The sequence below is a fragment of the Bradyrhizobium campsiandrae genome (genome assembly GCF_014529705.1).
Lineage (GTDB): Bacteria > Pseudomonadota > Alphaproteobacteria > Rhizobiales > Xanthobacteraceae > Bradyrhizobium > Bradyrhizobium campsiandrae.
Window position 1 is genome coordinate 45,340 of record NZ_JAANIH010000003.1, and the last position, 20,006, is coordinate 65,345.

Annotated in this window: 20 protein-coding genes; 7 read left to right on the plus strand and 13 right to left on the minus strand. The window is 62.9% G+C overall.

Annotation, left to right across the window (positions count from 1 at the left end):
• Positions 1-113: 113 nt before the first annotated feature.
• The 7 genes from G8O24_RS02760 to G8O24_RS02785 form a co-directional block, all read right to left on the minus strand.
• A complete protein-coding gene (locus G8O24_RS02760) occupies positions 114-1,406 on the minus strand; it encodes a TRAP transporter large permease (RefSeq protein ID WP_188096241.1) in 1,293 nt (430 codons plus the stop codon).
• Positions 1,397-1,942, minus strand: coding sequence for a TRAP transporter small permease (locus tag G8O24_RS02765; protein ID WP_188096243.1), 546 nt, complete (start codon positions 1,940-1,942; stop codon positions 1,397-1,399). The genes G8O24_RS02760 and G8O24_RS02765 overlap by 10 nt, the downstream gene beginning before the upstream one ends.
• Before the next feature lie 67 nt (positions 1,943-2,009).
• The gene (locus tag G8O24_RS02770; RefSeq protein ID WP_188096245.1) at positions 2,010-2,981 is read right to left on the minus strand and encodes a TRAP transporter substrate-binding protein; all 972 of its coding nucleotides are present in this window, start codon (positions 2,979-2,981) and stop codon (positions 2,010-2,012) included.
• A gap of 22 nt (positions 2,982-3,003) precedes the next feature.
• A complete protein-coding gene (locus tag G8O24_RS02775; protein WP_188096247.1) occupies positions 3,004-3,162 on the minus strand; it encodes a hypothetical protein in 159 nt (52 codons plus the stop codon).
• Positions 3,163-3,549: 387 nt separating this feature from the next.
• Positions 3,550-4,278 carry a Crp/Fnr family transcriptional regulator gene (locus G8O24_RS02780; protein WP_188096249.1) on the minus strand — a complete coding sequence of 243 codons (729 nt, stop codon included), beginning with the start codon at positions 4,276-4,278 and terminating at the stop codon, positions 3,550-3,552.
• Between the two features lie 248 nt (positions 4,279-4,526).
• Positions 4,527-4,652 carry a hypothetical protein gene (locus tag G8O24_RS45100; RefSeq protein WP_283815490.1) on the minus strand — a complete coding sequence of 42 codons (126 nt, stop codon included), beginning with the start codon at positions 4,650-4,652 and terminating at the stop codon, positions 4,527-4,529.
• A 105-nt stretch (positions 4,653-4,757) separates the two neighbouring features.
• Positions 4,758-5,471 (minus strand): Crp/Fnr family transcriptional regulator, encoded by a 714-nt coding sequence (locus tag G8O24_RS02785; RefSeq protein ID WP_188096251.1) that lies wholly within the window; start codon positions 5,469-5,471, stop codon positions 4,758-4,760.
• A 153-nt stretch (positions 5,472-5,624) separates the two neighbouring features.
• Here G8O24_RS02785 and G8O24_RS02790 point away from each other — a divergent pair, with 153 nt between their 5' ends.
• Positions 5,625-5,942 (plus strand): c-type cytochrome, encoded by a 318-nt coding sequence (locus G8O24_RS02790; protein WP_188096612.1) that lies wholly within the window; start codon positions 5,625-5,627, stop codon positions 5,940-5,942.
• A 13-nt stretch (positions 5,943-5,955) separates the two neighbouring features.
• Here the strand turns inward: G8O24_RS02790 and G8O24_RS02795 are convergent, their stop codons facing one another.
• From G8O24_RS02795 to G8O24_RS02805, 3 genes are read right to left on the minus strand one after another with little or no spacing between them, the layout of a single operon-like run.
• A complete protein-coding gene (locus G8O24_RS02795) occupies positions 5,956-7,059 on the minus strand; it encodes an ABC-type transport auxiliary lipoprotein family protein (protein ID WP_188096253.1) in 1,104 nt (367 codons plus the stop codon).
• A gap of 3 nt (positions 7,060-7,062) precedes the next feature.
• Positions 7,063-7,833 (minus strand): ABC transporter ATP-binding protein, encoded by a 771-nt coding sequence (locus G8O24_RS02800; protein ID WP_188096255.1) that lies wholly within the window; start codon positions 7,831-7,833, stop codon positions 7,063-7,065.
• A 2-nt stretch (positions 7,834-7,835) separates the two neighbouring features.
• On the minus strand, positions 7,836-8,972 hold the full coding sequence (locus G8O24_RS02805; protein WP_188096257.1) for an ABC transporter permease: 1,137 nt from the start codon (positions 8,970-8,972) through the stop codon (positions 7,836-7,838).
• A 168-nt stretch (positions 8,973-9,140) separates the two neighbouring features.
• Between G8O24_RS02805 and G8O24_RS02810 the strand changes: the two genes are divergently transcribed.
• Positions 9,141-9,416, plus strand: coding sequence for a hypothetical protein (locus G8O24_RS02810; protein ID WP_188096259.1), 276 nt, complete (start codon positions 9,141-9,143; stop codon positions 9,414-9,416).
• Positions 9,417-9,905, plus strand: coding sequence for a phage holin family protein (locus tag G8O24_RS02815; RefSeq protein WP_188096261.1), 489 nt, complete (start codon positions 9,417-9,419; stop codon positions 9,903-9,905). It abuts the gene before it with no gap.
• Between the two features lie 9 nt (positions 9,906-9,914).
• Here G8O24_RS02815 and G8O24_RS02820 read toward each other — a convergent pair whose 3' ends face one another.
• Both G8O24_RS02820 and G8O24_RS02825 read right to left on the minus strand, forming a co-directional pair.
• Positions 9,915-12,605: a bifunctional acetate--CoA ligase family protein/GNAT family N-acetyltransferase gene (locus G8O24_RS02820; RefSeq protein WP_188096264.1), complete on the minus strand. Its 2,691-nt coding sequence runs from the start codon at positions 12,603-12,605 to the stop codon at positions 9,915-9,917.
• Positions 12,606-12,673: 68 nt separating this feature from the next.
• Positions 12,674-13,516: a universal stress protein gene (locus G8O24_RS02825; RefSeq protein WP_188096266.1), complete on the minus strand. Its 843-nt coding sequence runs from the start codon at positions 13,514-13,516 to the stop codon at positions 12,674-12,676.
• 172 nt (positions 13,517-13,688) lie between these two features.
• On the opposite strand from G8O24_RS02825, the gene G8O24_RS02830 reads away from it, so the two are divergent.
• The 3 genes from G8O24_RS02830 to G8O24_RS02840 are packed head-to-tail and all read left to right on the plus strand — an operon-like array spanning position 13,689 to position 17,219.
• Complete coding sequence (locus G8O24_RS02830) at positions 13,689-14,672, plus strand: zinc-dependent alcohol dehydrogenase family protein (RefSeq protein WP_188096613.1); 984 nt, start codon at positions 13,689-13,691, stop codon at positions 14,670-14,672.
• Between the two features lie 23 nt (positions 14,673-14,695).
• Complete coding sequence (locus G8O24_RS02835) at positions 14,696-16,219, plus strand: bifunctional aminoglycoside phosphotransferase/ATP-binding protein (RefSeq protein ID WP_188096268.1); 1,524 nt, start codon at positions 14,696-14,698, stop codon at positions 16,217-16,219.
• 25 nt (positions 16,220-16,244) lie between these two features.
• On the plus strand, positions 16,245-17,219 hold the full coding sequence (locus G8O24_RS02840; RefSeq protein ID WP_188096269.1) for a CHAD domain-containing protein: 975 nt from the start codon (positions 16,245-16,247) through the stop codon (positions 17,217-17,219).
• Here the strand turns inward: G8O24_RS02840 and G8O24_RS02845 are convergent.
• Positions 17,216-19,048, minus strand: a complete 1,833-nt coding sequence (locus tag G8O24_RS02845; RefSeq protein ID WP_188096271.1) for a PHA/PHB synthase family protein — start codon at positions 19,046-19,048, stop codon at positions 17,216-17,218. The genes G8O24_RS02840 and G8O24_RS02845 overlap by 4 nt on opposite strands.
• A 216-nt stretch (positions 19,049-19,264) precedes the next feature.
• Here G8O24_RS02845 and G8O24_RS02850 point away from each other — a divergent pair, with 216 nt between their 5' ends.
• The gene (locus G8O24_RS02850; protein ID WP_188096273.1) at positions 19,265-19,993 is read left to right on the plus strand and encodes a CBS domain-containing protein; all 729 of its coding nucleotides are present in this window, start codon (positions 19,265-19,267) and stop codon (positions 19,991-19,993) included.
• The last annotated feature ends 13 nt before the right edge of the window (positions 19,994-20,006 follow it).

Below are 20,006 nucleotides of genomic sequence, written 5' to 3' on the forward strand. Positions count from 1 at the left end.
GCAGCTGGGCCGCCCGGAGAGCTTGCGATAGTCGGTCACGGACAGATCATCCCTGTTGCTGTCAAGCTATCGCAAGCGCGCTTCGCCGGCCAATGCCGGCGAACGCACGACTGCTATCCCTTGTAGCCCATCAGCAGGCGGGGCAGCCACAGCGAGAAGGCCGGGACATAGGTCACGAACATCAGCGCTGCGATCAGGGCGGCGTAAAACGGCAGGATGGTGCGCATCACCGCACCGACCGAGATGCCGCCGATGGCGCAGCCGACGAACTGCGTGGTTCCGACCGGCGGCGTGTTCAGGCCGAGGGCGCAGTTGATCAGCATCAGCATGCCGAATTGCACGGGATCCATGCCCGCCTTCATCGCGATCGGCAGGAAGATCGGGGTGCAGATCAGGATGGTCGCTGCCATGTCCATGAACGTGCCGAGCACGAACAGGATGACGTTGATCAAGAGGAAGATCATCCAGGGCTGCGTGGACACCTTGCTCATCAGATCGCCGGCGAAATCGGCGACCTCGTAGAGGCCCATCAGGTACTGGAACATGGTGGAGACGCCGATCAGCAGCAGCACCACCCCTGTCGTCTTCACCGCCTTGGCCGCGGCGTGCAGGAAGTTGTTCCAGGTCATGGTCCGGTAGATGAAGAACGTCAGCACGATCGTATAGGTGACCGCCACGGCCGCGGATTCAGTTGCCGTGAAAACGCCGGAGAGGATGCCCGTTAGGATGATGCCGACGATCAGGAGGCCGGGCAGCGCGGCTGCAAACGAGCGGACGACCTCGGCCCAGCCCGGGAACTTGCCGGCGGGATAGCCGCGCTTCACTGCGACCGCGTAGGCGGCAACCAGCATGCAAATCATCAGCACCAGCGCCGGCAAAAGGCCGGCCGCGATCAGTGCGCCGATCGAGACCTTGCCGCCGGCGGCGAGTGCATAGATGATCATGTTGTGGCTGGTCGGCATCAAGGCACCAACGAGCGATGCGTGGGTGGTGACGTTGACGGCGTAGTCGGTATCGAACCCTTCTTTTTTCATCATCGGGATCATCACCGCGCCCATCGCCGACACGTCGGCCACGGGCGAGCCGGAGACGCCGCCGAACAGCGTGCACGCGACCACGTTCGACATGCCGAGGCCGCCGCGGATGTGGCCGACGAGATTCTTGGCGAGCTGCACGATCTTGTCGGCGACGCCGCCATGCAACATCAGTTCACCGCTGAAGACGAAGAACGGAATGGCCAGGAACGAGAAGATGTTCATCCCCGACATCATCTGCTGGAAGATGACCGCAACGGGCAGGCCTTCATAGAAGATGGTGCAGATCGCCGAGAGGCCGATCGCGAAGGCGACGGGAACACCGAGGATCAGAAAGCCGAAGAACGTGGCGCCGAGAATAATCAGTTCCATGAAGGGACGACCTCTTCGCCGCGCAGCAGGGCAATGATGTGCTCGATCGAAAAGGAGACGATCAGAACGCCGGAGGCAACCAGTGGCACGTAGCGAACGACCTCGGGGAAGCCGAGATTGGGGATATGCACGGTCCCGACCGACGCACCGAGAATCCAGCCGTTGTAGACCATGGCGACGCCGAACAGAGCCACCAGGACATGGATCACCAGCTCGACCTTCTCTCGCAGGCGATCCGGAAGCATCACCAGCAGACTGTCCATGCCGATATGTCCGGCATCGCGAACGCCGACGGCGGCACCGACCAACGTGACGTAGAGGATCAGGACCAGTGCAAGGTTTTCGGTCCAGGTCGGGCTGGAGTTGAGGACGTAGCGTCCGAACACCTGATAGAACACGATGGTGACGATGACGAGCAGTCCGGCAACGGACAGATACATCCCCGCCCGGGCGATCGGCGCGTTGATCCGCGACAGCAGACTGGTGGACGGTCGCCCCGCCTCCTGTTCATGGTCTGCGACGTGTGGGTCTGTCATCCCGCCCCTCCCTGCAAAGGGTCCGGTGTCACCGCGCGGCGACGCCGGACCCGGTCCCGCTATGCTCTTACTTGGTGTCCTGGATGCGCTTGACGAGGCTCGAGAGCTTCTCGTCACCGGCGAACTTCTGGTACACCGGCTTCATCGCATCGACGAACTCCTGCTTGTTCGCGATCGTGACGACCTGGACGCCGGCGGCTTCCACGGTCTTGCGCGACGCCTGCTCACGCTCGTCCCAGAGCTTGCGCATGACCGGCACTGACTCCTTGGCCGCCTTGCGGATCATCGCCTGATCCTCCTTGCTCAGCGTGTCCCAGACCTTCTTGGACATCACGAGCACTTCCGGCGCCAGCGAGTGTTCGGTGACGTTGTAGAACTTGGCGGCCTCGAAGTGGCGCGAGGACTCGTATGAGGGCCAATTGTTCTCCGCAGCATCGACCAGGCCGGTCTTCAGGGCGGTATAGACCTCGCCATACGGCATCGGCGTCGGATTGGCGCCGAGGCTCTGGATCATGCCGACCCAGAGGTCGGACTGCTGGACACGGATCTTCAGGCCCTGGACGTCCGCAAGCGATTTGATCGGGGCCTTGACGGTGTAAATCGACCGGGCGCCGCTGTCATAGTAAGCAAGACCGATCAACCCCGCAGGCTCCATGGCCGCGAGGATCTCATCGCCGATCGGACCATCGAGAACATTGCGCATGTGCTGGGTGTCGCGGAAGACGAAGGGCAGGCACAACGCGATGGTCTCGGGCACGAAATTGTTGAGCGGCGACGAATTGATCCGCATCATGTCGAGCGCGCCGATCTTGAGCTGCTCGATGGTGTCCTTCTCCGAGCCCAGGGCTCCGTTGGGAAACACCTTCACGCCGAGCTTGCCGCCGCTCGCGGTGGCGAGTTGCTTACCCATGAACTTGACGGCTTCGACGGTCGGATAATCCGCTGGATGGACGTCAGCGGAGCGGAAATCGCGTGCAGTCGCGCATGGCGCCGAGACCGTCAGTGCAGCGGCGGCGATGATGCCGATGAGTGTCTTCATCTGTGCTTTCCTCCGGAGTTGATTATGTCGTCGTTGGGCTGGTGCTGCGGACCGCCTTGCGTCGCTCCGCTTCAGGTGTGAAGTCAAGCGTTGCAACTGCACCACCTTGGTCGGATTGTACGGCGGTGTCGAGTGGATTTGGCTGGTTGGTGATCGCGGTCCAGGACAGCGCGAGGCTCATCGCGCGCTCCCGTGGCGCCCTGCCTGCCGGCTCCCCGGCGATCGGGCGGCGCCATCGGCCAATGCCGGATGCGCGATAACGATGCTCATCGTCTCCATGACGTTCCTCTGGCCTTGTGCTCGACCGCTATTGGTTGCGGCTTGGCGGTTCGGGCGAGTCGATCGCCTCAATGTGCGAACGTGCCGGATATCGGCGCGATATCGCCAATGTCGTCCCTAGGGCGGGCGGCATTCTGAGTCCAAGCCAAATCCGGCATCGATCGATGCCGGACTTGCATTGATCCCCCCCACGAGGCGGCCGGGAGATCAATCGGCGAGAATTCTGCTTTTACGAATTATTCGCGACGGCGGCGCGCGATCACAACCGTGACGGCCAGACCCTGCAAGATCACTCGCCGTCGAGACCGCTCTCGGCAAGCTCACGCAGCGCATCGATATCGAGCACGACGATGGCACCATGCTCGAGGCGCACCCAGTTTCGTCCGGCCCAGGCACGCAATTGCTTGTTGATGCTCTCGCGCGTCATTCCCACCATCTCGCTGATCTCCTGTTGGGTGATCGCGAGGGTACCGCTGCCGGAGTCGAACTTGCGCTCCTCGGTCAGACCGAGCAGTGCGCTCGCGAGCCGGCCCGGGAGATTCTGCAGGATCACCTGCTCGACTTGCTGGCTGGTCCAGCGCAGCCGCGCGCAGAGCAGTTCGATGAACTTCATCGCGAGCGCCGGCTGACTCTTCACGAATGGCAGAAAGTCGCGTCGGTCGATGATGTAGAGTTCGCAATTGGTGTTGGCCGTCGCGTCTGCCGAACGTGGTGCGCCATCGAGCACGGCGATCTCGCCGAAGATCTCTCCGGGACCGATCAGATTGAGAATGGCATTCCGACCATCGGGCGACGAGGAGGAAATTTTCACTGTTCCGGATATCACCGCGAACAAATTGTTTCCGGGATCGCCCTTGGCGGCGATCGTCGCACCACGCTTGACTGTGGTGTGCTTGGCGTAGCGGCATAGCTGATCCAGCGCGTCCGGATCCAGATCTGCAAAGATCGGATGCTTGCGCAGGACCGAGAGTTTGTTACCCGACGACTGCCGGGGGTCGCCGGTCTTGTCCTGAGGCACGCCGGGACTCCTAAGACTGCGAAGCGCTGGAGTTCCTGCGTAGTCAACGTTATCGGGCTTTTCAACCGGAAAGCACGAACACAGCTTGAAGCAAGTGTTGTTAAAATGCCGCTATTGGCGCACCCGGAGGGTGCGTCAATGCATTTCGCACGATGCAGAGTTGCAGAGATGGCAGCTCATGGCAAACCTGAGCAGTGCGAGACAGGCTCAATGTTTGGGAAGCGGCGGCCCTTTACTCCTCGGGGAATTCAGCGCTTCGCATCCGAATCGAGCCGGCCTGCGCTGGTTTGTCGGTCCGCCCAGGCGAGCGCCGCGGCAAATATGGCAAACATTGTTACGACGGCAATGGTCACCAGCAACGCGTCAGTCGGCATCGAGTCCCTCCCCAATTTTGTTCCGGGGATTATTGGCGACGCCTGGTTGGGAGCATTGATCCGGATCAAAAATCAGCGAACATTGCGCTCCGGCACAGCCGGACTTCAGGCCGTGGCCAAGGCCTCGACTCGCGCCGGATCACGCAGACTTATCCCGCCATGGACGATCTCGATCACTCCGTGCCGCTCCAGCTTGGTAAAGGTGCGGCTGACGGTCTCGATGGTCAGACCAAGATAGTCGGCAATGTCCTGCCGACTCATTGGCAGGGGAACCGTATTTGACGGCCCGCTGAGCGGGACCAGCCGGGCACGCCAACCGAGCAGAAACGTCGCGATCTTTTCGTCGGCTGAGCGACGGCCGAGCAGGACCATGTGGTCTCGCGCCTGGCCCAATTCCCGAATCGCCAGCTCGTTGATCCGCTTGAGCAGATGCGGCCGGTCTTCGATGAAGCGGCCGAACGGCACCTTGGCGAACTGGCAGGCGGTCACCGCGCCAATTGCGTCGGCCGAAAAATTGTGGCGGCCAGACATGTTCATCCCCAGAAAATCTCCCGGCAGGGCAAAGCCTACGATCTGCCGGCGACCGTCGGGCAGCAGCTTGTAGAGCCGCATGACGCCTTCGAGAAGATTGAAGAACGAGGTCGTGATGTCCTCTTCGGAAAACACGGTCTCTCCCGTTGCGAAATGAACGCGACGCCCGAGATGCTCGAACTCACGAAGCTCGGCCGGGCCCAGCGACGCGCAAACCGCGAAGCTGCGGACCGCGCAATCGCTGCAAAAATGGCCGTTCGGCTCAATCATCGTCACGGAAGCCCTCATCCACCCTCCAGGCGTCAACGGAACCCCGCACCCGAGGGGATCCACCGCGCGGAATGCATTTTACTGCATCGGGCCAAACCCGATTGACTCAGGTCAAATTTGGCATTCATCCCCACCTTATTCTGCGTCGAGAGTTCGTCGGGACCAATTTCCATGTTGCAAAACGCACTGCGCTACGGCTTGACTGTTCTGCTTTTGATCACTCCCGCGTTGGCTGCGCCGACTGCCGAGCAACGCGGAAAGGCCTATGCGCGGGCCAATTGCGCACGCTGCCATGCGATCGACCGTCGTTCCGAAAGCCCGCTGAAGATTGCTCCGCCGTTCAGGACCCTGCACCAGCGCTACCCGATCGACGCCCTCCAGGAAGCGCTCGCCGAAGGCATCTATACCGGGCACGCTGACATGCCTGCCTTCGAGCTTGATCCAGATCAGATCCACGACCTTCTGTCGTACCTCAAGACGCTCGAGTAGGCCGACGGTGCGGTCACACCGCCTGCACTGTCCAGCCGATCAGCTCCTTGGCAATGCGGGAAAAGGCCACGTCGAACGCCGCGACGGCGGCTGACGGCTCGACCTGGTCGAGTTTCTCACTGGTCTCGATCAGACGTGATGCGACCACCTTACCGTTTTTGTCGACGATCCGCGCCGACAATTCGATCTCGGCCCGCGTCTCGCCGTCTGTGGCGATGCGAAAGCGCCTGATGTCGATCAGAAGCTGATAGTCCGCCTGCCCAAGGTCGGTCGACCGCAGCGGAGCGTGCGCAATATCGTAATTCTCGAAACTGTCGATCAGCCGCGCCTGCACCAGCTTTGGGATGCTGTCAGCCCAGAGGAAGTCGGCAAATCCCTTGATGTCCCCGACCGGCGAGAACAGCATCCGCTGCGTCTGGAGCATCGCAACAGCGGTCGGTTCCGGAATCGCCAGCGGCGCCGACAGCCTCTTGCCGGCTGTACCGAGATTTTGAGGTGCGCGAAGGTCATAGGTAATCTTCTGCGCCGGCGCGCCCCCACCGGTCATCTTCTCGAGGCCCGCCAGAATGCCGTCAAGCTTGCCCGTGTTGCGCGCAAGGCCGTCGGAGAAAGTCTTGAAATTGGCGATGGTGTCCTTGAGCGGACCGGAATTGTCCTCCAGGACGGTATCGACACGCCTGAGGGCATCGCGTGCCGCCTGTGTCATGCTCTGGCCCGCGCCGGCATCGGCGATCAGGGTCGGCGGCTCGCCGGAACTGGCGACGATCATGCCGCCCTCCAACGTCACCACTGGGACGCCGGTCAGTCCCTGGAATTCGAGCCCCACCTTGGTGTCGGCGCGCACCGGCGTCGTCGTGGCCACCGAGACCGTCGCATTGACGAAGCGCGGATTGTCAGGCGCAAGGCCAAGCTGGGTCACCTCGCCGACGCGGATGCCATTGAACAGCACGCCGGCGCCGACCAGAAGGCCCGGCACCGGCCCCTGGAACTGCACGTGGTAATTGGTGCGCGGCCCGATGCCACCGGTGTTGTTCAGCCAATAGACGAAGCCGAACACCGCGAGGATCGCCGCCAGCACGAAGCTGCCGATCAGCACATAGGGAGCGCGGGTTTCCATGTCTTATCTCATTTGTGTTTGCAGCATCTGCGAGCGTTTGCCGTGGAAATAGGCGCGCACCCATGGATGCTCGGATTTCAGCAATTCGCGTATCGGGCCAACTGCGACGATCTTGCCGTCGGCGAGTGCCGCGACGCGATCACAGACCGTGGTGAGGCTCGCCAGATCGTGCGTGACCATGAAGACGGTGAGCCCCAAGGTCTTTTGCAGTGTCCTGATCAGGGCATCGAAATCGCCGGCGGCGATCGGATCAAGGCCGGATGTCGGTTCGTCGAGGAACAGAATCGGCGGATCAAGCGCAAGCGCGCGCGCCAACGCGACCCGCTTGGTCATGCCGCCGGACAGCTCCGAGGGATATTTGTCGGCGTCTTCGGCGCGCAGCCCAACCATCTCGAGCTTGGCGATTGCGATCTCGTCCATCAGCTCCTGCGACAACGTGAGATTTTCGCGCAGCGGGAACTGCACATTCTGCCGGACCGTCAACGAGGAAAACAGCGCGCCCTGCTGGAACAGAATTCCCCATGTCGAAGCCGTGCTGCGATCGTGCATGCCCCCGATGGACTGCCCCATCACTTCGATGGTGCCGCTACGACGCGGGATGAGGCCGATGATAGTGCGCATCAACACCGACTTGCCGCCGCCGGACGCGCCCACGAGGCCGAGGATCTCGCCGCGGCGGACGTCGAGCGACAGATGGTCGAGCACGGTCTGGCGGCCGAAGCCGACCACGAGGTCACGAACCCGGATCGCGAACTCTGCTTGCGGCTCGGCCATTGCTACATTCCGATCGAGGCGAAGAAGATCGCAAACAGGCCGTCGAGCACGATCACCAGGAAGATGGACTTGACCACCGACGTCGTCGTCTGCCGGCCGAGCGACTCCGCACTGCCCTTGACGCGCAATCCCTCGCTGCAGGCAACGATCCCGATCACCAGCGCCATGAAAGGTGCTTTCAGGATGCCGACCTTGAAATGGGTCACGGAGACGGCCTCATGCAGCCGGGCGATGTAGATCGCCGGCCCCATGTCTCCGTAGAATTGCGCGACCAGCCCACCGCCGTAGAGCGCGGCAATCGAGCCGATGAAGGCAAGGATTGGCAGCGCGATAACGAGAGCAGCCACGCGGGGCAGGATCAGGACATCGACCGGACCAAGCCCCATGGTCGAGAGCGCATCGATCTCCTCGCGCATCTTCATCGAGCCGAGCTCGGCGGTGTAGGCGCTACCCGAACGTCCGGCCACCATGATGGCGACGATGAGCACGCCGAGCTCACGCAGGACGAGGATGCCGACCATGTCGACAGTGTAGGATTCCGCACCGAACCGTCGGAAGTGGAAGAATCCCTGCTGGGCGATGATGGCGCCGATCAGGAACGTGATCAACGCAACGATGGGGATCGCCTGAAACCCGATCCGGTAGAGCTGATAGACCAGCGATGTCAGCCGCAGTGAGCGTGGCCGGCGCACGACGCCAATCAACGCCATGAACAAGGAGCCGAGCATTTGCAGAAAGATCGCGACATCTTCGCGCGCACCGATCGTGGCCTTGCCGAGATCGTTCAGCCTGAGCAGGACCGGGTTGGGCGCGGCTGTCAGCGCCGGCGTGTGACGATTGACCTGCCGCACCTCCTCCAGGAGGCCGCTGAAATGTTCGGCCACGCCGGTGATGACGGCCGGCCTCCCGGACGATGCGGCTTGGCGCGACAGCTTTTCCAGGACCCAGGCGCCGAGCGTATCGAGTGCGCTGATGCCCGACATGTCCAATGTTACGGCGGTGGATTGAGAGACGTTCACCCCAACCGATCGGGACAGCATTTCGAGCGTTGCCACATTGGCAGCGATCCACGGCCCCTCCGGCCGCAATTCCAGCTTATCGCCAGACGGCGTTGCGAGTAGCAGAGGTTCCGAATTCACACGCATATCCTCATGAGACGACTGGTCCCCGATTGTTGCTGTTCTAGGCCGACATGGAGCCACCCGATTGACCTGCCTCAAACACCGACTCGCCGTGGCTCAGTTGACGCAAATCAATAGCCATTGGGCCCGCTCGCATAGGCTCCCGCCATGCAATGGAGACCGTTCATGTTCGATACCGGCAGAATGAGCGATGAGCTGAAAGCACTCAAGGTCGACGTCACGCGTCTGCTAAGCACCGCTGGCGAGAACATGTTCGAGACGTCAAAGGACCGCACTGAAGCCCTCGCCGAGCAGATCAAGGCCGCGCTGGCCGAACTCGGCGAGACCGTCAGTGAGGAACAGGAGCAGTTGCACGGCCTCATCACCGAGCGCCCAATGGCCTCGCTCGCCTCCGCCTTCGCGCTCGGAGTGGTCGTCGGCTTCATGCTGAGGAGACATTAGGTGAATACCGAGAATGTGGTCAAACACCTGCGCGCCCTGTGGCGCACGGACAGGATCATCGCGGATATCAGGCTCCGCCACCTGCTGGTCGGGCTGGGCCTGCGTGCCTTCGCGGCCCTGATTGCCGCATTCGGGCTGCTGATGCTCGAGCTTTCCGCTTATTTCGCGCTGGTCCAGATCTGGAGCGCGATCGCCGCGGCAGCGATCCTCGGAGCCATCAATTTCGCCATCGCCGCGATTCTCTTCGTCATCGCGGGGCGTCCGCCATCTGGCCGCGACATCGAGCTTGCCAATGAAATCCACGACACGTCGATCGAGGCACTTCAAGTCGAAGCCCGCGCGTTCCAGGTCGAACTGACTGGCGCGGTCCATCATCCACTGAGCACGATCGTGCCGGTGCTGGTCCCGCTGATCGCGATCGTCATCAAGAACATGCGAAAGCCTGCCCGTCAGCCCGCAGCAACCGCGACGTCCGAAGCTGGCCCCTAGCCACGGACCTCACAGCTTCAGCCGCACGTCGCAGATATCAGGCTCGGTCGGATCCGGCTTCACCTCGAAGCCGAGCTGCCGGCACATCTCGAGCATCACGATGTTCTCCTTGAGTACGTCGCCCGAGATGGTCTTCAGCCCTTCCGACTTCGCGTAATCGATGATCAGCTGCATCAGGGCCCAGCCGAGCCCCCTGCCCTTGAGATCGGACCGCAGCAGGATTGCGTATTCGCCGCTCTCGTAGATCGAGTCCGAGTGCAGCCGCACCACCCCGACCATCTCGTTCTTCTCGTCGAACGCGATGAACGCCATGGCGCGCGCATAGTCGAGCTGGGTAAGGCGCGCGATGAACTCGTGGGTAAACTCCTTCATCGGCGCAAAGAACCGCAAGCGTAGATCGTGAGGCGTCACGTGACGCAGGAACTCGTGAATGGTCGGCTCGTCCTCCGGGCGCAGGGGCCGCACCGAGATATGCCACCCGTCCTTCAGGGTAAGGCGCCGCTCCCATTGTGACGGGTAGGCGCGGACGGCGAAATTCGCCGGGCCTGAACCGGCAAATTTCCGTTGCGGCACCCCTACCGCGACGCGCGCATCGACGGCCGTCACGCCGGTTTCGTCCGCGAGCAGCGGGTTGATATCGAGCTCGCGGATTTCGGGGATGTCCGTCGCCATCTGCGCCAGCTTGACCAGCACCAGTGCAACCGCGTCCTGCTTGACGGCGGGCACATCACGATAGGCGCGGAGCAATCGCGACACGCGGGTGCGATCGATCAGATCCCGGGCGAGCTGCAAATCGAGCGGTGGCAGCGCCAGGGCCTTGTCGTTGATGATCTCCACCGCCGTACCTCCCCGCCCAAAAACGACGACGGTGCCGAAGGTGGGATCGTCGGCAAGACCTAAAATCAGTTCGCGCGCCTTCGCCTTGACCACCATGGATTGCACGATGACGCCGTCGATCCGCGCTTCCGGCCGCAGTTTCTTTGCGCGCGCGAGAATATCGGCGGCGGCCGCGCGCACCGCGCCCGGCGTGGTCAGATTGAGCACGACACCGCCGACATCGGACTTGTGCACGATATCGCGCGACAGGATCTTGAGCACGACCGTGGCGCCTTGCGCGAATATCTCTTCGGCGTAGGCAACCGCCTGCTCGACATCTGCAGCCGCATAGGTCGGCACCATCGCGATGTCATAGCACCCGAGCAGGTGCTTGATCTCGACCGGCTCAAGCCATTCTCGACCGTCGGCGATGGCCGCCGCGATGATCTGCTTCGCCGCCGCTACATCCGGAACGAAGGTATCGGGCATCGCCGGCGGAACCTGGCTCAGTTCGTCGACCACCTCGCGATGCCGGACCAAATGCATGAAGCCGCGCACCGCGTCATCTTCGGTCGGGTAGTTCGGAATGCCGGCGTCGGACAGCGTCGCAATGATCCCCTGATCGGCACCGATCCAGGCCGCCAGCACCGGCTTGGCCCAACTGCCGTGCTTCTGGCGATATTGGCCGACGAGCTCGGTCACCGTCGTCGCAATCTGGGCGGCCGAAGCGATCGCGGTCTGCACGTTGAGCACCAGGACCGCGTCATTGCCGGGGTCCTCGAGCAGCACCCCCAGCGCCGCCGCGTAACGCGACGCATCGGCATCGCCGACGATGTCGATGGGATTTGCGCTGGACCATGTCGGCGGCAGCACCGCGTCGAGCTTCTCACGCGTGTCCGGCGTCATGGGGGCGGCAATTCCGCCGAGGTCCGCCAGCCGGTCGACCGCAAGGACGCCGATGCCGCCACCATTGGTCAGAATGGCGAGGCGCTTTCCCGCCGGCGATCCTATGCGCCCAAGCGTCTCGGCACAATCAAACAGCTCACGCAGATCGGACACCCGAAGGACGCCGGCGCGGCGGAAGGCCGCATCGTAGACCGCATCAGCACCAGCGAGCGCGCCCGTATGCGTGGCGGCCGCCTTTGCGCCCTGCGCCATCCGGCCGGACTTCACAACGACGACAGGCTTCACACGCGCCGCGGCGCGTGCAGCCGACATGAACTTCCGCGCGTCCTTGACGGCCTCGATGTAGAGCAAAATGGCGCGGGTCTTGTGGTCCATCGCGAAATAGTCGAGCAGATCCGCGATGTCGACGTCGATCTGATCGCCGATCGTAACGATGCCCGAGAAGCCAACGCCGCGCTGCGCGGCCCAATCCACCATGCCACCCGCAATCGCGCCCGATTGCGAGATCAGCGCGAGGTTTCCAGCTCCAGGCATGTGGGCCGCGAAACTCGCATTGAGGCTGACGCCAGGCATCATAATGCCGAGGCAATTGGGGCCGATGAGCCGCATGCCGTATTTGCGGGCGGCCGAAATGGTGGCCTCCTCGAGCGATCCCGGTCCATGACCAAGCCCCGACGAGATGATCAGGGCGCCGGCGGAGCCGCGTCGGCCGGCTTGATCGATGAGGTCGGGAACTTCGCCCGCCGGCGCCGTGATGACGACAAGCTCGGGCACGAAGGGCAGTTGAGCCAGGCTGCTCACGGCAGCCATCCCGCCGATCTCGGCATGACGCGCATTGACGAGGCCAAACAGCCCCTTGAATTCCGCCGAGCGAACGTTTTCCAGGACTGCGCGCCCCACCGACACGTGGCGGGGGCTCCCCCCGACAAGTGCCACCGACCGCGGCGACAAGAGGTTCTTCAGGCGGTAGGTCGACATGATCACAATCGTCCGATCGGGCAACGGGTCCGACAGTCAAGACTAACCCGATATACGTTGAAACGCATCTAGTGCGACATCATCACCCAGCACGGTGGCTGGCCGATGACAGTCTTGGTCACGCCGCCCCAGACCGTCTCGTTCAGTCGCGAATGATGGTAGGCGCCCATGACGATGGCGTCGACGGCATGGGATTGCGCCCAATTTCCCAGCACTTTGCCGGTCGAGCTCCCACCGCCCTTCACGGTTTCAAACGACGCATAGACCCCGTGTTCCCTGAGATGGTGGACGAGACTGGTGCCGGACTGCGCGATCGCTTGATCGTCGTCGTCGTCGGCCACAGTGATCACATGCACCAGAGAAGCGGCCTGCAGAAGCGGCAACGCATCACCGACCGCACGCGCGGCGCGCGCCGAATGGTCCCAGGCGATCATGACATTCTCGAATTCCGGACGGAGTGCCTCCACACACTGCTCCGGGCAGAGCAGAAGCGGCCGCCCGGATTGGAACAGGAACGTTTCAACGATGTTTTCGGTCCGACTGTCGTGCGGTTTCACGGGGATCAAAGCAAGGTCGCTGAAGCGGGCATGCTCGGCCAAGGTCAATGCGATCTGGTCCGCCGGCACCTTGCCCGATCGACTTTGGACACGAATGCCGGCGCGCGAGGCCGCGCTGGTGAACGCATTCAGGAGCCGCTGCATGTTGACCGCCTCGCGCACAACGCTGAGCTCGTCGGCCTCCTTGTCGTCGGGAAACACCACTTTCGGCCGTTCGAAAACATCGTCTTCGAGCGCGAGCCCGGTCATCCTGGCACCGAGGTCGGCGGCAACGGCGACGCACTTCTCGATCGCGGCGAGCGCGGGCCCGCTCGGCTGACCGATGAGCGGCAGAAAGACGTCCTTGATGGGCATCGGGAATCTCCTTGGTTGCCAAAATAGACGGCTTTTCGTTGGCCCCCTTGATTCTCGTCAAGGCGGGGAACTCCGCCCGGTCAGGCGCCGGCAGACGTTGACCGAAGTCAAGGACTGGCCGCTCCGTCATTCTATGGATATTCAATCGGAGCGGTTCGCCCCGGAGAGACTGATGCGTGCGATGGTGTTGCCGGCCCCACGAGCGCGACTCCGAATGGAGGAGCGGCCTGACCCCGTCCCCGGCAATGGCCAGATCCGGGTGAAGATCAGCGCTTGCGGGGTGTGCCGCACCGACCTGCACGTCGTCGACGCCGAGCTGCCCGATATTCGCTATCCGATTGTACCTGGACACGAGATCATTGGTCGGGTCGATCTCGTCGGCCCCAATGTTACAACACATGTGCCGGGTGATCGGGTCGGCATTCCCTGGCTCGGCTCGACCTGCGGAAACTGTCGATTCTGCAGGGAAGGCATGGAAAACCTGTGCGACACTCCGCTGTTCACCGGCTACACGCGTGACGGCGGCTACGCAACGCACACCATCGCCGACGCGCGCTACGCGTTTCCACTCGACGAAGGCAGCAATGACGTGGAGACCGCGCCTCTGCTGTGCGCCGGGCTGATCGGCTGGCGCTCGCTGGTGCTGGCTGGTCCTGCGCAGAGGCTCGGTCTCTATGGCTTTGGCGCGGCCGGCCATATCATCGCACAAGTCGCGGTCTGGCAGAAACGATCTGTCTATGCATTCACCCGGCGCGGCGATGACGCCGCACAAGATCTCGCGCGACGTCTTGGTGCCGTCTGGGCGGGAGCCTCTGACGAGATGCCCGCCGAGCCGCTTGACGCCGCCATCATTTACGCACCCGCCGGCGAACTCGTCCCGGCCGCGTTGCGCGCCGTCCGAAAAGGCGGACGCGTCGTGTGCGCCGGCATCCATATGACCGACATCCCGAGCTTTCCGTATGATTTGCTCTGGGAGGAACGACAGTTGGTCTCGGTCGCCAATCTGACCCGGCAGGATGGCCTGGATTTTCTCCGGATCGCGCCGCAGGCCGGTGTGCGCACCGAGACGACGGCATTTCCGTTGGATCAAGCCAACGAGGTCTTGGGCATGCTGCGGAATGGCCAGATTCTGGGCGCCGCCGTCCTGACGCCCTGACGGTGCTGCGGATGCCTGCCTCGATGAAAGATCAAACGGTGATCCAGGAACGGGTGTTCCAAGCACTGGCTGGACATCCCGGCGTGACGCGGATCGATACGCACGGCGCCTCGGTTTTTCTCGGCGGCGATCGCGCGTTGAAGGTCAAGCGAGCCGTGCGGTTTCCCTTCCTCGACTATTCGACGCTCGAAAAGCGCAAGGCGGCCTGCGAGGAGGAAATCCGGATCAACCGGCCACTGGCGCCGCAGATCTATCACGGCGTCGTCGCGATCACCGAGGAGCCCGACGGTTCGGTGACGATCGATGGCCGCGGTCGACCGATCGAATATGCGGTCGATATGTCGCGCTTCGACGAAAACCGGACGCTGGACCATCTGGCCAAGGCCGGGCCGCTGGATGCAGATCTCGCGGAAGCCATTGCCGAGGCGATCGCAGCTTCGCACGCCGCGACATCGCCCGCGGACCGGGAGGAATGGGTCCCTTCCATCCCCGCCCTGATCGTTGGCAATAGCGACGGCCTGCGAATCGGCAACCATTTCGACCCGGCAGCGATCGAACAGCTCGGCAAAGCCTCCCACGAGGCATTTGTGCGCATACGCCCCTTGCTCGAGGAGCGCTGTCGTCAGGGCTTCGTACGGCGCTGCCATGGTGATCTGCATCTCGCCAATATCGTGCTGATCGACCAGCGACCCGTGCTGTTCGACGCCATCGAATTCGACGCACGGATGGCAACGATCGACGTGCTCTATGACCTCGCATTCACGCTGATGGACCTGCTCCGCCACGACCAGCAGTTGGCCGCCAGCGTCGTCTTGAACCGGTATCTTGCCGTGACGCCGCCGGGAAATCTGGACGCGCTTGCCGCCTTGCCGCTGTTCATGTCGATCCGGGCCGCAATCCGCGCCCAGGTCGCTTTGGCGCGGCTGAAGCGCCCGCATGCCAGCGAGCCCGACATCCTCGATGATGCACGCCGCTATTTCGACCTTGCGCGTAAGCTGATCCAGCCTGCCGCTCCGCGCCTGATCGCGGTGGGCGGATTGTCTGGCACCGGCAAGTCGGTGCTGGCCCGCGCGCTTGCGCCGATTGTCGCGCCACAGCCGGGGGCCGTTGTGTTGCGCAGCGACGTCCTGCGCAAGCAGATGTTCGGGGTCGCCAATACGGAGCGGCTCCCGCCATCGGCCTACACGCCCGAGTTCGCGGCTCGCGTTTACGACACATTGGCCGAGCGGGCACGGCGCACGCTGGCCCAAGGCCATTCGGCCATCGTCGACGGCGTGTTCGCCCGTGATGTCGAGCGAGACGCCTTTGCCAGACTGGCGGCGGATTGCAACGTGGCTTTCACCGGCCTCTTCCTGGTCGCGGATCTGGCGACCCGGCAGAAGCGAATCGGAAACCGTAGCGGAGACGCGTCCGATGCCACGCAAGAGGTTGCCGCAATGCAAGAGCACTATAATATCGGCCATATCGGTTGGGCGACCATCGATGCATCCGGGACGCGGGAGCAGACGCTGCAGCGCTGCCGGGACGCCATCGCCGAAGGCAGGTAAGGCAATCTGATTGGCGCGGGCGAGCATGGTGCGATCCACCCCGAATTCGACGGCGACCGGCCGTGCCAAACCCGCGGCCAGGCGCAATTCACTGCCGGGCCGCCTCAGCCCAGGCATGGCCTGCGATACGGCCTTTCGGATCATCGCTCGCCGTCACCTCGCCGCTGTCCTCGCCCAGCATGAAGGGACCTGCCGCGGCGATCCTGACGCCCTTCATGACATCCGAATCGCACTGACCCATCTGCGGACCGCGATTCGCTTCTTTTCGCCGATGGTCGACGATGCGCTGCGTCCCAAGGTCTGGGCCGAGTTGAAATGGCTGAACAACCAGCTCGGCATGGTGCGAGACCTTGATGTTGCCATCGAGCGCGTGCTGGCAGAAGCCGGCGACGAGCTCGGCGTGATTGCCGAACTTCAGCACTGGGACGAAAAGCGCGCCGAAAGCCATCGCCTGCTGGCTCGCGCGTTGCAATCGGCACGGTATCGCCGTCTGGTCGAACAGACCTCGAGCTGGATCGAGAGCGGCCCCTGGTCGACCCGGCGAAGCAAGGAAGCGATCAGACTTCGACGCTGCACCCTCGCCGACCATGCGACGGCGCAGCTGACCGACTGGGAAAGGACGCTACTCAGGAAGGCCCGGAAATTGCGCAAGCTCGATGTCGAGAAACGGCACAAGCTGCGGATTCTCAACAAGCGGCTGACCTATTCGATCGAGTCGCTGGAGGATCTGTTTGCCGACAAGTCGCTGAAGAAGCAGAAGTCGGTTCTCAAGCACTTGCGGAGAGCGCAGAAATCCCTCGGCCAGCTGAACGACGATGCGCGCGGTCAGACGCTGGCCGCGTCATTGAACGAGGCCGTCCCCGAGGCGGGCATTCGCTTTCACGACCGCAAGCGCGAGAAGAAGCTGCTGGGCACGGCTGCGACGGCCTATCACAAACTCGACAAGACCAAGCCCTTCCGGTCCTCCGACCTGACACCCGATGCGGAGCCCGAGGATTAGGTGCGGACGTATTCACCAGGCGCATCGGCGAGGCTGTCAACGTCGCCAGTCCCGATCGGCGGCGGATCGCAGAGCTCGCCGGACTTCGCAAGGAGCCAGCGGGTCCATTCCGGCCACCACGATCCCTCGGCGTGAGGCGCTAGTTTCAGCCATTCATCCGGGCCCACATACGGCCCGTCTGCGGCCTTGGTCATGATCTGATAGCTGTGTCCGGGCTCGTCGGGTGGCGCAACGACGCCGGCATTGTGGCCACCGCTGGTCAACAGGAAGGTCAGGTCGGCATCGACCTGGTAGTGGATCTTGTGCACGGATCGCCACGGTGCCACGTGATCGGCGAGCGTACCGACCACGAACATCGGCGTATGAATATCGGAGAGCGAGACGCTCTTGTCCTCGACCCGGTACCGTCCCTCGGCGAGATCATTGTCGAGGAACAGCTTGCGGAGATATTCCGAATGCATCCGATAAGGTAGCCGCGTCGCGTCCGCGTTCCATGCCATTAGATCGCTCGGTGACGATGCCTCGCCCATCAAATAGTCATGCGACAATCGCGACCAGATCAGATCGTTCGAACGCAGCAGTGCGAACGCGGCGGCCATCTGTGTCGTATCGAGATAACCTCGCTGCCACATCATGTCTTCGAGGAAGGTGACCTGGCTTTCATTGATGAAGAGCGTCAGCTCGCCGGCCTCAGTGAAGTCAGTCTGCGCGGCCAGGAGCGTGATGGTCCCGAGACGATCATCGCCATCGCGCGCCATCGCGGCGGCGGCGATCGACAGCAAGGTGCCGCCGAGACAATAGCCGAGCGCGTGGATCTTCCGAGACGGGCCGATTCGGCCAATCGCGTCCAACGCAGCCATCACGCCCAGCTTGCGATAGTCATCAAACGCAACATCCCGATCTCCGGCGTCGGGATTGCGCCACGAGATCGCGAAGACGGTAAAGCCCTGGTCGGTGAGATATTTGACCAGCGAGTTGCTCGGCGACAGGTCGAGGATATAGTATTTCATGATCCAGGCCGGAACGATCAGGATCGGCTCGGGCCGTACTTGTGCCGTGGTCGGTTGGTACTGGATCAGCTCGACCAGCTCATTGCGGTAGACGACTTTGCCCGGCGACGCCGCAACCGTCTTGCCGACGACGAACTGCTCACTGCCGGCAGGCTTTGCTGCCGAGAGCATCCGCATAAGATCGCCGCACCAGTTCTGCCAGCCGAAGACAAAATTCTCTCCGCCACTCTGAAATGCCCTCTCCAGCACTTTCGGGTTGGTCATGGCGAAGTTCGACGGCGCCAGCACGTCGAGCATCTGGCGGACCGAGAATTCGACGATGGCTTCATTCGCGCGGGAAACGCCCCGCACCCCGGTGGTGGCATCGTGCCAGCAACGCTCGCCGAGCAGAAACGCCTGCGCAAGAATATTGAACGGCGCGACCTCCCATTGCGGATCCCTGAAACGGCGGTCCCGTCCCTCCGGCCGGATCACGGACCAGGGCTTCTGCCCCGGCGAGGTTGCATGCGCCGCGGCCTCCAGCAGGCGGGCAGAGTCGCGAAGTGCATTGCCGGCGATCTCCATCCGGCGCTGGGGAGCTGCGGCAAGGTGAGCGCTCCAATCGAGCCAGGCGAGCAGCAAAGCCACCGGCGAGAGTCCACCTGTGAACCGCGCGAGCATCGCGTGCAACGTGCGATCGAGTGGGTACGGCTCCGATGCCTGCTCGACGGCCGGCTGCTTGACCGGCACGCTGTTCGGCGCCGAGGGCACGACGTCCACAACTGGGTCGAGGATTGGCGCCGGCTGTTCGGACCGAGGAAGGATTTGCACGACATTCATGGCCAAGAATTCCCGCACCCTGCTGCTCACATATTGTGTGGGCGACAAGATAAGATCACCCGCTCCGGAAACGTTGAGCTGCATCAATTCCCGCGGTCGATCACAATCACTTCACCGGCCAGGGCCAGTCTTGTCCGCTTGACCTGGGTCAAACCGCACCACACCGCCTGATCTACATTTTGACGATCAAAACACGACAAGCCAGCGGAGTACTCCATGCGCGCCCACCAGATCATGACCCGGTCGGTTATCTCGGTCACGCCCGATACCAGCATCGTCGAAGCCGCGAACATCATGTTGAAGCGTCACGTCAGCGGCCTGACCGTCGTCAACGACAGTGGCAAGCTGGTCGGCGTGGTCTCGGAAGGCGACTTCATCCGCCGCAGCGAGATCGGCACCGGCCGCCAGCGCGGCCGCTGGCTGCGGTTCATTCTCGGCTCGGGCAAGTCGGCCAGCGACTTCGTCCACGAGCATGGTCGCAAGGTTTCAGAAGTTATGACCGCTTCGCCGGTCACCATCACCGAGGACACCGCGCTTGCCGAGATCGTCGACCTCATGGAACAGAACAATATCAAACGCCTGCCGGTGGTTCGTGGCGACCAGGTTGTCGGCATCGTGTCTCGCGCCAACCTGCTGCAGGCCGTGGCCGGCCTCGCCCGCGAGGTACCGGATCCGACCGCGGACGACGACCACATCCGCGGCCGCATCATTGATAGCATGGAGAAGAACGACTGGTGCCCGTTCGGGCTGAACGTCATCGTGCGTGACGGCATCGTTCATTTGAGCGGCGTCATCACCGAGGAGCGCGCGCGGCAGGCGGCAATCGTCGCAGCCGAGAACGTCGAAGGCGTGAAGAAGGTGCACGACCATCTGTGCTGGGTCGACACCATGTCCGGCGTCTACCTGAACTCCCCCGAGGACGACGAACTCGCCAAAGCGAGCTGAGGTGGCAGGCTGA